The sequence below is a fragment of the Methylobacterium sp. J-026 genome, from assembly GCF_022829585.1.
Classification (GTDB): domain Bacteria; phylum Pseudomonadota; class Alphaproteobacteria; order Rhizobiales; family Beijerinckiaceae; genus Methylobacterium.
Genome location: NZ_JAKSYC010000180.1, coordinates 17,312 through 31,876 on the forward strand (window position 1 = coordinate 17,312; position 14,565 = coordinate 31,876).

General features: G+C 73.0%; 13 protein-coding genes and 1 pseudogene. 5 read left to right on the forward strand and 9 right to left on the reverse strand.

Features of this window, described 5'->3' with window-relative positions; all coding sequences use genetic code 11:
- Positions 1-103 precede the first annotated feature (103 nt).
- The 4 genes from MKK69_RS16600 to MKK69_RS16615 all read left to right on the forward strand — a co-directional run bounded on the left by MKK69_RS16600 (position 104) and on the right by MKK69_RS16615 (position 3,229).
- A complete protein-coding gene (locus tag MKK69_RS16600; RefSeq protein WP_243969552.1) occupies positions 104-607 on the forward strand; it encodes a hypothetical protein in 504 nt (167 codons plus the stop codon).
- On the forward strand, positions 604-1,173 hold the full coding sequence (locus MKK69_RS16605) for a hypothetical protein (RefSeq protein WP_243969554.1): 570 nt from the start codon (positions 604-606) through the stop codon (positions 1,171-1,173). Before MKK69_RS16600 ends, MKK69_RS16605 begins: the two co-directional genes overlap by 4 nt.
- Positions 1,174-1,268: 95 nt before the next feature.
- Positions 1,269-2,312 (forward strand): glycosyl transferase, encoded by a 1,044-nt coding sequence (locus tag MKK69_RS16610; protein ID WP_243969556.1) that lies wholly within the window; start codon positions 1,269-1,271, stop codon positions 2,310-2,312.
- Positions 2,309-3,229 (forward strand): NAD-dependent epimerase/dehydratase family protein, encoded by a 921-nt coding sequence (locus MKK69_RS16615; RefSeq protein WP_243969558.1) that lies wholly within the window; start codon positions 2,309-2,311, stop codon positions 3,227-3,229. The genes MKK69_RS16610 and MKK69_RS16615 overlap by 4 nt, the downstream gene beginning before the upstream one ends.
- 419 nt (positions 3,230-3,648) lie before the next feature.
- Here MKK69_RS16615 and MKK69_RS16620 read toward each other — a convergent pair whose 3' ends face one another.
- The 8 genes from MKK69_RS16620 to MKK69_RS16655 form a co-directional block, all read right to left on the reverse strand.
- Positions 3,649-5,658 carry an SDR family NAD(P)-dependent oxidoreductase gene (locus MKK69_RS16620; RefSeq protein ID WP_243969560.1) on the reverse strand — a complete coding sequence of 670 codons (2,010 nt, stop codon included), beginning with the start codon at positions 5,656-5,658 and terminating at the stop codon, positions 3,649-3,651.
- A 113-nt stretch (positions 5,659-5,771) separates the two neighbouring features.
- Positions 5,772-5,954 (reverse strand): hypothetical protein, encoded by a 183-nt coding sequence (locus tag MKK69_RS16625; protein WP_243969562.1) that lies wholly within the window; start codon positions 5,952-5,954, stop codon positions 5,772-5,774.
- 100 nt (positions 5,955-6,054) lie between these two features.
- Entirely contained in the window at positions 6,055-6,906 is an 852-nt protein-coding gene (locus MKK69_RS16630) for a DUF1206 domain-containing protein (RefSeq protein ID WP_243969564.1), read from the reverse strand.
- A gap of 136 nt (positions 6,907-7,042) precedes the next feature.
- Positions 7,043-7,384, reverse strand: coding sequence for a hypothetical protein (locus MKK69_RS16635; protein ID WP_243969566.1), 342 nt, complete (start codon positions 7,382-7,384; stop codon positions 7,043-7,045).
- A gap of 58 nt (positions 7,385-7,442) precedes the next feature.
- On the reverse strand, positions 7,443-8,006 hold the full coding sequence (locus MKK69_RS16640) for a Uma2 family endonuclease (protein ID WP_243969568.1): 564 nt from the start codon (positions 8,004-8,006) through the stop codon (positions 7,443-7,445).
- A gap of 61 nt (positions 8,007-8,067) precedes the next feature.
- Complete coding sequence (locus tag MKK69_RS16645) at positions 8,068-8,628, reverse strand: Uma2 family endonuclease (RefSeq protein ID WP_243969570.1); 561 nt, start codon at positions 8,626-8,628, stop codon at positions 8,068-8,070.
- Positions 8,629-8,685: 57 nt separating this feature from the next.
- Positions 8,686-9,918 carry a M23 family metallopeptidase gene (locus MKK69_RS16650; RefSeq protein WP_243969572.1) on the reverse strand — a complete coding sequence of 411 codons (1,233 nt, stop codon included), beginning with the start codon at positions 9,916-9,918 and terminating at the stop codon, positions 8,686-8,688.
- A 75-nt stretch (positions 9,919-9,993) separates the two neighbouring features.
- On the reverse strand, positions 9,994-10,461 hold the full coding sequence (locus tag MKK69_RS16655; protein ID WP_243969574.1) for a peroxiredoxin: 468 nt from the start codon (positions 10,459-10,461) through the stop codon (positions 9,994-9,996).
- A gap of 183 nt (positions 10,462-10,644) precedes the next feature.
- Between MKK69_RS16655 and MKK69_RS16660 the strand changes: the two genes are divergently transcribed.
- The gene (locus tag MKK69_RS16660) at positions 10,645-14,091 is read left to right on the forward strand and encodes a DUF3971 domain-containing protein (RefSeq protein ID WP_243969576.1); all 3,447 of its coding nucleotides are present in this window, start codon (positions 10,645-10,647) and stop codon (positions 14,089-14,091) included.
- 158 nt (positions 14,092-14,249) lie between these two features.
- Here MKK69_RS16660 and MKK69_RS16665 read toward each other — a convergent pair.
- Positions 14,250-14,565, reverse strand: a pseudogene (locus MKK69_RS16665) (ferredoxin--NADP reductase); the annotation flags it as partial.

Consider the following 14,565-nt stretch of genomic DNA (forward strand, 5'->3'; position numbering starts at 1 on the left):
GGCACCGCCGCCGCGAAGTGGGCCGGCGCATCGGCCGCGGCCCTGGCCCGGGGCAGCGGGCTTCTGTAGACTCGACCGCGTCGCTCGGCTTCGCCTCGGCGGCGTGGGGACCGGAGCCGTCGGTATGCCCTTGAGAGAGACGATCGAACGCCTCAGGGATGCGCGCGGCGAACGGGACGATCCGGCCGAGATCGTGGCCCGGTGGACGGGCGCCGTGTCCCGGCTCTACGCCGATATCGCCGGGTGGCTGAAGCCCTACGTCGACGATGGCGACCTCATTCTCGAACGGACCGCGAGAGCGGTCCACGAAGAGGCTACGGGGACTTACGAGATCGACGTGCTGGATATCGGGGTGGGACCCGAGACGGTCCGCCTCGAACCCAAAGGCGCGGTCGTCATTGGTGCCCTTGGTCGGGTGGACATGTTCCGCCTCGGCAGCGGCGACCCGATGTTCATCGTGCTGACCGGGCCCGCACAGCAGCCGACCTGGAGCCTCGTCAAACCTTCGGAGCGCGGGCGATCGACGGCGCTTACGAAGGAGACCTTCGAGGCGACGCTGGACGAGCTTCTCGCGGCCTACAGCCTGCGGTCGGAATCGACGATGTGAGCGAGCGCAAGCTCGACGCCTCCTATATCGCCCTTCAGTCGCAGCTGGGCGCGCATGCCCATGCCCGGCAAGCGGCGCTGCGACCGGGCGCCTCGACGGAGCTTCTCGGTGGACTCGGCGTCCCGATCGGCAACGTCGTGAAGGACCGCCGAAAGGCCATTCAGGAGCACTTCAAGCGTGTCGGACGACAGATTCGTCGGCAGGGCTTCATCGACCTCGTGTCCGCGTTCGAGGCGGATCTGTTCCGGCTGCTTCGGATGGCTTCGAGCAAGGTCCGGCATGTCCTGAAGGTCCATTACGGGCCGGAATTTCCCTTCGCCGCGTATCGGGAGGATCTGGCTCGGACGAGTGCGGACTTCTCCAATCTCGGCGGATACCGGCGCCTCCTGGCCGTAGCCTCTGGGAGCCGCGTCGATCCCCGCACGGATTTATGGGAGGTCATCGCGTACCGGGACTTCCTCGCCCACGGGGAACGTTGGGCAGTCCCGGCGAATCCGCCAACGATCGATTTCGCGTATGCGACGCTCTCGAAGGAGATCGATCGCGTTGAGACACCGGGCCGGTGAGTCGCTCCAGGCCACGGATGTGGCAAGCATGGAGTAAGGGCATCCTCCATCCGGTCCCGCAGGGGCTGAACTGCCTTCCGTTTCCGTGACAGCGCATGCCGCTCCTAGACGCCCTGCCCACGATCCTCCTCCTCGCCGTCCCGCTGGCCGCCGCCCTCTCGGCGGGGCTGATCCTGCGCCTGTTCCCGCTGCTCCAGCGCTACGCCCTGGCGCGGCCGAACGCCCGCTCCAGCCACACCGTGCCGACCCCGCAGGGTGGCGGCATCGCCGTGGTGACGGCGCTCGTGACGATCTCGGGGCTGCTCATCGCCGCGCCGGAGATCGGCGGCCGGCCGGACTGGATCTGGCTCGCAGGCTGTACCCTGGCCCTGGCTTTCCTCGGTGCGGTGGACGACCTCCGGCCGCTGCCGGCCGCCCTCCGGCTCGCCGTGCAGGCGGTCGCGGTCGGGCTGCTGGTCTGGCACCTCGACGGGCGGCTCCTGCCCGGGGCCCCCCTTTGGTTCGAACGCGGCCTCGCGCTGCTGGCGGGGCTCTGGTTCGTGAACCTGACGAACTTCATGGACGGGCTCGACTGGATGACGGTCGCCGAGACCGTCCCGGTGGCCGGGGCGCTGCTGCTGCTCGGGCTCACCGGATGCCTCCCGCCGCTGCCGACGCTCGTGGCGGCCTGCCTGCTCGGGGCGATGCTCGGCTTCGCGCCGTTCAACCGGCCGGTCGCGAAACTCTTCCTCGGGGATGTCGGCGCGCTGCCGGTCGGGCTCGTCACCGCGTGGCTGCTCTGGCATCTGGCCCTGGCGGGGAGCCTCGCGGCCGCTCTGCTGCTGCCGCTCACCGCCGTGGCCGATGCCACTTTGACGCTGGCCGCCCGGGCGGCCCGGGGCGAGCGGGTCTGGGAGGCCCATCGCGGCCACTACTACCAGCGCGCCACCGTGAACGGCCTGACGGTTCCGGGCGTGGTGGGGCGGGTGTTCGCGGTCAATCTCGCGCTGGCGGCGCTCGCCGCCGCGACCTTGTTTTGGCCGTCCTGGCCGGTCACCCTCGCGGCGCTCGCGGCCGGGCTCGCCCTGGTCGCGTCCCTGCTCCGCCGCTTCGCCCGCGCCCCGGCGCCGGCCCCCGCCGAAGGTGCCGCCCACCCGTGACCGGATCGATCGCGCTCACCGGGGCGACCGGCTTCATCGGCCGCCACCTGCTCGCCGACCTCACGGCGCGCGGCTACCGGGTCCGGGTGCTGCTGCGCCGGCCCACGGCCCTGCCGGAGGGCGCGGCGAGCGCGGTGGTCGGCGACCTGACGCGCCCGATCAACATGGCGGCGGCGCTCAGCGGCGTCGACGCCGTGGTGCATTCGGCCGGTCTCGCCCATGCGATGTCGGGCGCCCCGGAGGACGATTACCGCACCCTCAACACCGAAGCGACGCGCGGGCTCGCGGAGGCGGCCGCGCGCGCCAAGGTGCGCCGGTTCGTGTTCCTGTCCTCGATCCGCGCGCAGGTCGGCGCCAGCGCGCCCGGCGTGATCGGCGAGGGCGATCCCGCGGCGCCGACCGACGCCTACGGCCGCTCCAAGCTGGAGGCCGAGCGGGCGCTCGCCGAGACCGGGCTCGACTGGGTCGCCCTCCGCCCGGTCCTGGTCTACGGCGCCGGCGTGAAGGGCAACATGGCCGCGCTCCTGGGGCTCGCCCGCAGCCCCTATCCGCTGCCGCTCGGGGGGCTGACGGCGCGGCGCTCGCTGATCGCCCTGGACAGCCTGTCGGCGGCCGTGGACGCGGTGCTGCGGGCGCCGGAGCCGCTGCGCCGCGCGCTGATCGCCGCCGACCCGGATCCGCTGAGCCTTCCCGAGATGATCACCGCGCTCCGCGCCGGCCTCGGCCGCAATCCGGGGCTGGTCCCGGTGCCGGCGGGGCTGCTCGGGCTGGCCTGCCGGCTGACCGGGCGGGCGGCGCAGTTCGCCCGGGTGGCGGAGGGCCTGGAGGCCCGCGCCGACGGCCTCGCGGCTCTGGGATGGCGCCCGGCCGGGCCGACGCGGGACGGGCTGGTGCGGCTGGCGCGGGACGGGGGTTGAGCGCCGGACTGTCGTGTCGCGCCTGTTCTCCCTTCCGGGAGAGCCGTATTCCTACATCGGAGCCCGGACCAAGTGCACGATGGCGGCCTGCGCCGCATCGCCGAGCGAGGGGATTCACGCATCGCGGATGGGTCTTCAGGACCGGGCGCAGATCCCCTCACCCGTGCGGGCTACCGGATACACACATCTTCGACGTTAGAGGGCAGCGGCCGGACACAGTCGCGTCTCCCTCCCCCCTCTGCGGGGGAGGGAGGGTGCGTGTAATCTCTGGAGCGGGGTGTGAAGTCCAGCCGGAGCGATACAAAACCCGATCTGTGAATCCCGTAGCCCGCACGGGAGAGGAGGGCGGCGGCGCTCTCGTCCTTCAACGCAAGACGCGCGGACGTCATAGCCAGCAGACGTGACGGGCGTGTGCCCGATCAGCCGATCACGGCCGGCGCCGCACCGGCCGACGGGTCGGCCTCAATCGTCACCGCGGCACGCGTCGCACGCCCGGGCGGCCTTTGTCCGTGGCGCTCGCGGAAATGCGGCACCGCCGCCTCGAACACCGCCTCCGCGGCCGCCCGATCCCCCGCCGCCACGGCGTCGCGCAGCTGTGCCACCCAGCCGTCGAGCCGGGCCCGGTCGGCGAAGACCGGCCGCGCCGCCATCACCCCGTCGATGCCCGGCAGGGCGACCCGGGGCTCCTCCCGGGCGAACAGGATCTCGTTCAACCGCTCGCCCGGCCGCGCCCCCGTGAAGGCGATCTCGATCTCCGCGCCGGGCTCGAAACCGGCGAGCCGGATCATCCGCGCGGCGAGGTCGGCAATCCGCACCGGCTGGCCCATCTTGAGCACGTAGACCGCGGCGCGCTCGGTCTCGGCCGCGGCGCGCGCCTCGGTGTCGGCGTGGGAGGCGGCGGTCAGCACCAGGTCGCAGGCCTCGCGCACGGTCATGAAGTAGCGGACCATGTCGGGGTGGGTCACGGTGACCGGGCCGCCCCGGGCGATCTGCGCCTTGAACACCGGCACCACCGAGCCGGCCGATCCCAGGACGTTCCCGAAGCGCACGGCGATCAGCCGGGTCGGCGGAGGGGACGCGGGGTCCGGCCGGGCGGATTGCTCCGCGTCCAGCGCCTGGGCGACCATCTCGGCGAAGCGCTTGGTGACGCCGAGCTGCGAGACCGGCTCGATCGCCTTGTCGGTGGAGATCATCACGAGCGCCCGGGCGCCGGCCGCCACGGCGGCCTCGGCGACGTTGATCGAGCCGAACACGTTGGTCTTGATGCCCTCCTGCCAGTCCCGCTCCAGGTAGGGCACCTGCTTGAGCGCGGCGGCGTGCAGGACGTAGTCCGGCCGGAACGCCGCGATGACCTCATGCGTGCGCGTCCGGTCGCGGATATCGGCGAGCACGCCGGTCACCGCGGCCTCGGCGGCCAGGATCGCCGGGTGGGTGAGGATGCCGTGCAGCGCCGGCTCGGAGGAATCGAGCACCAGCACCGCCGCGGCTCCGAAGGCCACGGCCCGCAGGCAGATCTCCGAGCCGATCGAGCCGCCGCCGCCGGTGACCACCACCCGGCGGCCGGTCAGGAACGCCTCCAGCCGCGTCCGGTCGATGGCGACCGTGGCACGCAGCAGCAGATCCTCGATCTCCAGCGGCGCCAGTTCGGGGCCCTGCGCGCCCTCGCCGAGCCCGACCACCCGGGCGAGCGGCAGGCCGAGGCGGCGGGCGCGGGCGAGGAGGTCGTCGGGGGCAGCCTCCGGCACCAGGGCGCTCGGGGCGGCCACCAGCCGCCGCACCGGCTCGCCGCCGGCGGCCAGGTCCGCCACCACCCGTTCGAGATCCCGGAAGCCGCCGAGCACGGGCACGCCGCGCATGAACTGCCCGGTCTCGTCCGCCCGGGGCGAGAGGATCCCCCGGGGCGCCAGCTTCCTGACCGAGCCCGCCTCGATGGCGCGGATCAGGACGTCGAGATCGGCGCCGCGCCCGAGCAGCAGCGTCGGGACCGTGGCGGCCCGGGCGCTGGATTGCCGGGACCGGGTGTCCTTGAGGTACCGGAAGGCGAGGCGGGTCCCCCCGAGCAGAAAGATCTGGAGGACCCAGTACAGAAGAATCGCGATCTTGCCGAAGAAGTAGAAGCCGTACAGGTCGGAGGAGACCAGGACCCAGTCGGTCACCAGCAGGGCGAGCGCCAGCACGCTCGCGGCGCGGACGATGCCGGCGAGATCCTGCAGGGAGGCGAAGCGCCACTTGGTCCGGTACAGCCGGAAGCGGCCGTAGACGAACCCGGCGCAGGCCAGGAACGGCGGCAGCAGGAGGGGCAGGGCGTGCAGGCGCTCGTCCAGCATCCCGCCCTGGAAGCGGAACAGGAAGGTGAGCACCACGGCGGCGGCGGTCGCCGCGAGGTCGTGGGCCACCATCACCGCGGTCTTGTAGAGGCGCTGCTGCATCGGGGGCCGGATCGGGTGCCGCGGGGTATCCGCCGCGCCACCGGTCCTGTCAACGCGCGGCATCGGCGCCGCACCACACGGACGCGCGACCGCCCGGGCGGCCGCGGTACCGCCTACTTGACGAACGCGCCGGTGAAGCCGGTCTTGAAGTTCTTCCGGTAGACACGGCCCTTGACCGGGTCGAGCTTGTCGACGAGCACGATGCGGACGCGTTCGTTGAAGTCTTCGGTGGTCACGGTCTGTGCACGACCGGTGATCAAGGTTCGGGCCATCATCGTCTCCGCTGCGTCGCCCATGGCACAGGATTGCGCGGAGGGTCCGTTTTACTTGGGGTCCGGGCGGCCGTTTACAATCGCGGCGGATGACAAACCGCCGAATCCGGGTCGCGCACGCGGCTCAGGTCAGCGCCCGGGCCGCCGCGCCGGCGGCATCGTCCACGCGGTCGATGTCCGGGGCCTCGATGCGCCGGTAGCGGGCCTGGATCAGCCCGAAGGCCCCGAAGGCGGCGTGGCCCGCCGCCACGAGCCCCAGCAGGATCCAGCCGTAGGGCTGGGCGCGGAGCAGCGCGAAGGCCTCGGCCAACCCCTTGGCTTCGGAGGAGCGCTGGTGCCACGCCGCCGCCACGAGGAACCCGCCGATGATCAGGAAGGCCAGGCCCCGCGCCGCGTAGCCGAAGCGGCCGATCGGGCCGGCCCAGCGCGCCCGGGCCTGCGCGTCGAGGGCGAGTCGGTCGGTGACGTCGCCGCGCCACGCCTTGCCGAGGAAGCCGAAGCCGCCGCCGACGACCGCGAGGCCGCCCAGGGCCACGAGCCAGCGGCCGAAGGGCTTGCCCAGGAGCCACGCCGTCCCGTCATGCACGCCGTCGCCGCCGCGCATGCCGAGGCCGAGGCTCAGGGAGGCGGCGCTGGCGGCGAGTCCGAGATAGAGCGCGGCGCTGACCACGTGCGCGCCGCGCACCGCCAGGCCCTTGATCGCGGTGCCGCGCCGGTCGGCATCCGTGATGCCCTCGACGAGGCGCCAGAGGGCGAAGCCCGAGAGGCCCAGCGCGATCAGGCCGACGAGCGCCGACCCGAAGGGTCCGGCCAGCACGGTACGCAGGGCGTCCTGGCTGTCGCCGGCCCGCCCGCCATGCCCGAGCGCCGCCAGCAGCGCCAGGGCACCGACCACGATATAGACCACGCCCCGGGCCCCGTAGCCGAGGCGGGCGATGCGCTCGATCGTGTTGCGGCCACCGGGGAGGGGGCTCATGCCGGGCCCCGGGGCGCGGCGGATCGGACGTTCGGCGGGGATGGCATCGACGGGCGGCATCCGGTGGGGCGGGACCGGCCAACGCCCGGCCGCGCGCACGCGATCCATGGCCGGCACGGGGACCCGGGCCGATGCCCTATGGCGGCGTCCGCTCGGCCCGCCCGGCGAGCGCCACGTAGAACCCGAGCCCGTCCTGACCCGGCAGGGTCTGCAGGCGCTCGATCAGGCCGCGGCGCTTCGCGTCGAGGAGCAGGCGCCCGGCCGGCTGGAACAGGGTCTCGCCGCCGCCCTCGGGGGGCGGGTCGAGTCGGATCGCCACGGTCTTGCCCTTGGCGAAGCGGCTGCGCTCCAGCATGTCCTTGAGCGAGGCCTCGGCGGTGGCCCGGTTGGCGCCGCGCAGGTCGAGCACCGAGTCCGCGTCCGTCACACCGAGGGAGCCGCGCAGCTTGGCCGCGTAGAAATCGTCGAAATGGGGCAAGTCGGTGCCTTGGTGCTCTGGCGGGCCGGGGAAGCCGGCCGTTGCGATCGGGTGCGGCTCAGACGCTGAGGCCGCGATAGATGTCGCGCACCGGCACGGCGCCATCAAGCTCCGGCAGCGTCACGGTGCCGTCGAGCCCGAGCGCCGTCACGCTCCAGTCCGCCGCGTCCCGCCGCCAGAGCTCGACCCGGGCCTCGTCGGAATAGACGATCAGCAGGACCGCGAGGCCCGGCACGGTCCGGTAGAAATCGATCTTGCAGCCCCGGTCCAGGCTCATGGTCGAGGGTGACAGCACCTCGGCGACGAGGAGCGGATCCGACGCGTAGCCGTCCGGCAGGGGAGGCCCGCAGCGCACGACCACGTCGGGGATCGGCGCGAAATCGTCCATCGCGGCGCTGAGGATCGCCAGGCCCGGCAGGGCGCGGCAGCCCCGCGGCTCCGCCAGCGAATCGAGGCGTCCCGCTAGATTCATCACGATGCGCTGATGCTGCTCCCGGGGCGGGGCCATGAGCACGGGGTCCCCATCGAGCAGTTCCCAGCGCTCGTGCTCCGGGCGGGTCTCCACCCAGAGCCGGAACGCCGACACGTCCATCCGCACGTCTCGCTTCGCGGCCAGAGCCATAGCCGACCTCCGTTCCGGACTCAGACTAGCATCGGCGCGGCGCGCCCGCACCGGCGGCACCTCAGAAAGCCACCCGGGCGTAGACCTCGGCCAGCGGCAGGGTTCCGCCAAGCTCCGGCAGGTCCACGACGGCCTCCGCGGGGGCCACCCGCATGGCCCAGCCGGCATCCCGGCGCCAGACCTCGATCCGCGCCTCGTTCTGATAGACGATCAGGAGGGACTGCAGGCTCGGCACGGTGGCGTAGAAATCGAGTTTGCGCCCCCGATCGTTGATCATGGTCCCCGGCGAGAGCACCTCGACGATCACCAGGGGATCGTCGACGAAGCCGGTCGGCGGCATCGGTCCGCAATGGACCACGACATCCGGGTAGGGCGCGTAATCGTCCATCGCCGCGCTGAGGATCGCCAGCCCCGGATAGGCGCCGCAACCGCGTCGTTCGGCCAGGGCGTCGAGATGCTTGACCAGATTCGTGACGATCCGCTGGTGCCGGGCGCTCGGGGGCGCCATGAGCACGGGCTCGCCGTCGAGCAGCTCCCAGCGCTCCTCGTCCGGGCGCGGCTCCGCCCAGCGCCTGTATTCGGCGACGCTCATGCGCGCGTCGCGCTTCACAGCCAATGCCATGACGGCCTCCGATTCCGGCTCGGAGGCTAGCACGGACCGGCCCGGTCGGCGACGGATTCAGTCGGCGTCGCGCTGCGCGCTCGCGAGGGCCGTGCCGGCATTCAGGAAGCGCTGCGGGTCGACCGGCGCGCCGTCAATGCGGGTCTCGTAGTGCAGATGCGCCCCGGTGGAGCGCCCGGTGGAGCCGACGGCGCCGACCACGTCGCCCGCGGCGACGCGCTGCCCCGGGCGCACCGCGATCCGGGCCAGATGGCCGAACCGGGTGGTCAGGCCGTGACCGTGATCGATCTCCACCATGTTGCCGTAGCCGCCCGCGGCCTCCGCGGCGATCACCCGGCCGGGGGCGGTGGCGCGGGCGGGTTCGCCGTATTCCGCCTTCAGGTCGAGCCCGGTATGCAGGGCGAGGCCGCGGGTGAACGGGTCGAGCCGCGTGCCGAACGGGCTCGATACGGTCGCCGCGCCCCGGATCGGCCGGGCCAGCGGCAGCGCGGCGGCCGTCAGGCGCAGGCGCTCGCTCTCCATCAGCGCCCGGCGGGCCAGGGCCAGGCCGGACTCGAAGCCCGCCGCGTCCAGGATGCCGGCGTCGAGGGGGACCAGCGGGCCGCCGAGGCCCGCGGCCGGCGCGTCGAACCGCCCGGGATCGAGACCAGTCCGGCCGATCAGGCCGCGCATCCGACGGACGGCGTCGCCGGCCCGCGCGGCCAGGCCGGCGAGGCGCTCCCCCTGCGCCGCCTGCACACCCGCCAGGCGCGCCTCGAGCCGGATCAGGCTGGTCTCGGTCTCGAGGGCACTCCGGCGCGGCAGGGGGCGGTCGGCCCGGCCCGGCGCGGCCCCCTCGCCGGGGCGCAGGAGCGGTTCATCGTCGGCCGGCTCCAGGCCCGCACCAGTCTCCGGACCCGCACGGGAGTCCAGGCCCGCATCGGGGCGCGGCGCCAGCGCGCCGGTGACGGTCGGATCGGGCAGAGCCTGGCGCTCCAGACCGGCCAGGGCCGCCATGCGCCGCTCCAGCTCGGCCTGCCGCTCCAGCGCCGCCGCAACCCGGTGCGCCAGGCCGGCCTCGGTGCCGTCCCGGCCGTCCCGGTCGCGGACGATCCGGTCCTGCAGAGCGGCGATCCGCGCCTCGTAGGCGTCACGCATCGCCCCCTGACGGGCCACGAAGCCCGCGAGCACGTCGTCGTGGAACACGATCAGATACGAGGCGCCGAGGGCCCAGAGCAGCGCGCAGCCGGCGGCCAACCAGGGCAGGGCCCGGAGCGGCGCGCGGGGCGGGAGGATCTTCGGAGGAAGCATCGGACGGCCCCGCGGGATCCGCCATTGAGGCCCCCGTAAGGTTAAGGATCCGTCGCGCCGCGCCCCTCCGACCCGTCAGGGGAGGGCGCGGGCAGCCGCCAGCACGGCCTCGGCGTGGCCCGGCACCTTGACCTTCGGCCAGATCCTGGCGATGCGGCCGGCGCGGTCGATCAGCACGGTGGTGCGCTCGACGCCCATGTACGTGCGCCCGTACATGCTCTTCTCGACCCAGACGCCGTAGGCCGCGAGCACGCCCTTGTCCTCGTCGGAGGCGAGGGGGAGGGCGAGCCCGTACTTGCCGCAGAACTTGTCGTGGCTCTTCACCGGGTCCGGCGAGACGCCGACGACCTTCGCCTCGGCCCCCGCGAAGTCCGGCAGCAGGCCGTTGAAATCCTGCGCCTCCAGGGTGCAGCCGCTCGTGTCGTCCTTCGGGTAAAAGTAGAGCACGACCTTGTGACCGCGGAGCGCGGACAGCGCGATCCGCCCGCCGCCCGAGGCCGGCAGGTCGAAATCGGGAGCCGGATCACCCTCTGATAGCGGCATCGTGCCTTCCTTTCGGCCGAATGATGGTGTGCAACCGATCGCGTGCCCGGCAGCACGCGATTGCGCCGCGCACACCCGAGCCAAAACCGGAGTCGCCGCCGCTGTAAAGCGGGGGCGCGCTTCGATCCACCGGCCGCGGAGCCCGGGAGCCCCGCGCGCAGAGTCCCCGGAACAAGGGTCCCGATGGCGGACGAGACGACGTCGGCAGGCAGGCCCCGGGGGAGGGCGCGGCGCGTGGGGGGCTTCTGCCTCGTGAGCGCGCTCGCCCTGGTGCTGGTCCTCGGCGCCGGGATCGGCTCGATGGCCCTGCGCCTGTCGAACGGACCGCTGCAGATCGACGGCCTGTCGCGCCGGGTCGCGGCCGCGGTGGCCGAGCGGATCGGCCCGGGCTGGAGCATCGGCATCCGCGGCAGCAGCCTCGAACTCGACCGCGAGAACGCCCTCAGCCTGCGCTTCTCCGGGCTCGACATCCGCAATCCGCAGGGCGCCCTCGTGGTGCGCGCGCCCCTGGCGCTGGTCAGCCTCGATCTGTGGGGTCTCCTGCGGCTCAACCTGCAGCCGCGCGCGATCGAGTTCCGCGAGACCCAGACCACCGCGCTGATTCACCGGGACGGCTCGATCGCCTTCGCGGCCTCCGAGGCCAACCGCCCCGTCGACATCGAGCCGGTCACCCCGCCGAGCGTGGACGGGGTGCGGGGCAGCGTCTCGCCGCTCTCGGCCGCCATCGCGTCGATCTTCGGGGTGGTGCTCGATCCGAGCGGCGTGGTCGGCGCCCTCGACCGGGCGCGCGTCACCGATGCGCGGCTGCGGCTGATCGACGAGGAGGGCCACGAGCGCGCGGTGTTCGCCCGGGTCAACGGCCTGTTCGGGCGCGATCCGGTCAACGGCACCCGGAATTTCGAGCTTCGGCTCGACGGCCCGCACGGGGAATGGCGGTTCGGCGGCTCGTTGCGCGACGGCGGCGAGGGGCAGGAGCGCTCGGGCCGCATCACCCTCGACGACCTGCCGGTCACCGATCTCCTGCTGCTCTCGGGCCAGTCGGAGGTGCCGCTGACCACCGACCTGAAGGTCTCCGCCCGCGCCGACGTGAGCCTGGCGGCCGGGCGCGTCCGGACGATGACCGCCAAGCTGCATACCGGCGACGGCACCTTCCTGATCGAGGAGAAGGACTTCAACCCGGTGACGGTCGAGAGCCTCGACGCGTCGCTGGACTGGGACGAGGCCGGCCGGGTGATGGCGCTCACCGGCCTGGACTATCGGGGCGCCGGCAACGCCGTGCACCTGAGCGGGGCGTGGGCGGGCAGCCCACCGGGCGCGGGCACGGTCTGGACGGCGACGGTGACGGGCCGCGACGCCACCCTGCGCGGAGCGACGCCGCAGGACGCGCCGGTGAAGATCAAGGCGATGGACGCGCAGCTCTCGGGCCGGGACGGCGGCATCGCCATCGACGCGCTCACCCTGTCGGCTCCGGGGGTGACCGGGGCGATCACCGGGACGATCGGCACCACGGCGGACGATGGCGGCCTCAACCTCCACATCGTCGGCCGCGACGGCGAGGTCCGGACCGGCCTGCGCCTCTGGCCGGAGCATATCGCGCCGCCGGCCCGGACCTACCTGGTGGATCAGCTCCGGCACGGCCGCGTCGAGTCCGTCGACATCCGGGTGAAGATGTCCGGGACGGTGCTGGCCGCCGCCACCCGGGGCGAGCCGGCCCCGGACGACGCGGTCCATATCGACTTCCACGTCTCGGACGCGGCGATCGACGTCACCGCGGACGCGCCGCCGGTGACCAAGGGCAACGTCGTCGGAACCATCACCGGGCGCTCGACGACGGTGCGCAACGTGACCGCCGAGGTCCACGGGCCGGATGGGCGCGGGCTGGCGATCACGGACGGCAGCTTCGTGATCCCGCAGATCACCCCCGACCGGGTGGTGGCGCAGATCGGCATGCGGCTCTCCGGGGGCGCCGACGGGATGGCGTCCGTCCTCCAGGCGAAGCTGTTCAAGAGCGTGATGAGCGTCGATCTCGACCCCGCCACGATCAAGGGCAGCGCCGACCTGCGCGTCGATTTCCCCCTCGACCTCAAGCACATCGTCGATCTGCCCGACCTGCCGGTGACGCTGACCGGCACGCTGGCCGACCTGTCGGTCGACAAGGTGATGGGCAAGGACCGGCTGGAGGCGGGCCGGTTCTCCCTGTCGTATGATCGCGGCGCCTTCAGCTTGAAGGGCGATGGCCGGGTGGCGGGCGCCCCCGTCTCGGTCGAGCTGCGCCAGCCGAAGGTCGGCCAGCCGGGCGAGGCGGTGGTCAACCTGTCGCTCGACGACGCCGTCCGGGGCCGCAAGGGCCTGCCGACGGCGCCGCAGCTCACCGGCACGATCCCGGTCCGCGCGGTCGTGCCGATCGGCCGGCCCGGGACGGGCAAGCCGCCGATCAGGGTCGAGGCCGATCTCGCCAAGGTCGGGATCGACGGGCTGCTGCCGGGGCTGACGAAGCCGGCGGGCAAGCCGGGACGGCTGACCTTCACCCTCGTGGATAGCGGCCAGGGCCTCGACCTGCGCGACTTCGCCTTCGACGCGGCCCCGGCCTCCGCCCGCGGCACCGTCGCGATCAGCCCGGAGGGCGGCCTGGAGCGGGCGGAGCTGACGAACGTCAAGCTGTCGCCCGGCGACGACCTGCGGGTCAGCCTCGACCGGACCGGCGGCGGCTACAAGGTCGTGGTCCGGGGCGCGGTGGTGGATGCCCGGCCGTTCCTGAAGTCCCTCGGCGGACCGGATGGGAAGGGCGGCAAGGAAGCGAAGGATACGAACCCGAAGGATATCGACGCCGACATCCAGGTGCCGATCGTCACGGGCTTCAACGACGAGGCGCTGACCGGCGCCAACCTGCGGCTGTCGCTGCACGGCAAGACCCTGCGGGCCGCCACCATCACCGGGCGCTTCCGCGCGGCGCCGTTCGCCGCCTCCGTCGCCCGGGGCGAGCGCGGCGTGCCGACGCTCGCGGTGGATTCGGCCGATGCCGGTGCAACCCTGCGCTTCGTCGACGTCTACCGGCGGATGTATGGCGGCCGGCTCAATGCCGGGATCGGCCTGAATGACGGCCCGCAGGCGGGCGTCGTTCAGATCCGCGACTTCATCCTGCGCAACGAGCCCGCCCTGTCGAGCATCATGGCGCAGGGGCCGGAACCGGCCGATACCGACGCCGCCCGGGGGCGCCGGATCGCCCCGGGCCGGGGGGCGAGCGACGTCACCTTCGACCGGATGCGGGCCAACTTCGTGCGCAGCGGCAGCCGGGTCGATTTCAGCGACGCGGCGATCTCGAACGCCGCCATGGGCTTCACCCTGTCGGGCTGGCTCGATACCAGCCGCGAGCGCACCGACATAACCGGGACCTTCGTGCCGCTCTACGGGCTCAACAACGTCGCCTCGCAATTGCCCCTGCTCGGGCCGCTGCTCGGGGGCGGGCACAACGAGGGCCTGTTCGCGGTCAATTTCCGCGTCTCCGGCAAGCTCGCCACGCCGGACGTGAGCGTGAACCCGCTCTCGGCCATCGCCCCGGGCTTCCTGCGCAAGCTGTTCAGCGCCGGCGGCGGCCCGTTCGCGGACGGGATGCCGACGGTGGCGCAATAGGCTTCGCCCTGGAAAGTCGTTGCCGGCTTTCGGGGGAGACTGCGCCTGAAACGATTGGCGCACCCGCCGGCGCCCCCGGCCCTGGCGCCGGTCTATCGCGTGCAGCAAAAAGCCCGGCGCGGCGAACCGCACCGGGCTGAACGCGAAGTCGCAAAAAACTACTTCTCGACGAAGGCCTTCTCGATCACGTAGTGGCCGCCCTCGCCGTGGTTGCCTTCCTCGTAGCCGCCGCCCGAGAGCAGCTCGCGGGTGTCGCGGATCATGTCGGGCGAGCCGCACAGCATGAACCGGTCGGCTTCGACCGACATCGCCGGCAGGCCAATGTCGGAAAAGAGCTTGCCCGAGACCATCAGGTCGGTGATCCGGCCGCGGTTGCGGAACGGCTCGCGGGTCACGGTCGGGTAGTAGATCAGCTGCTGCGCGATCATCTCGCCCAGGAACTCGTGGCGGGGCAGCGTCTCCGTGATGGTCTCG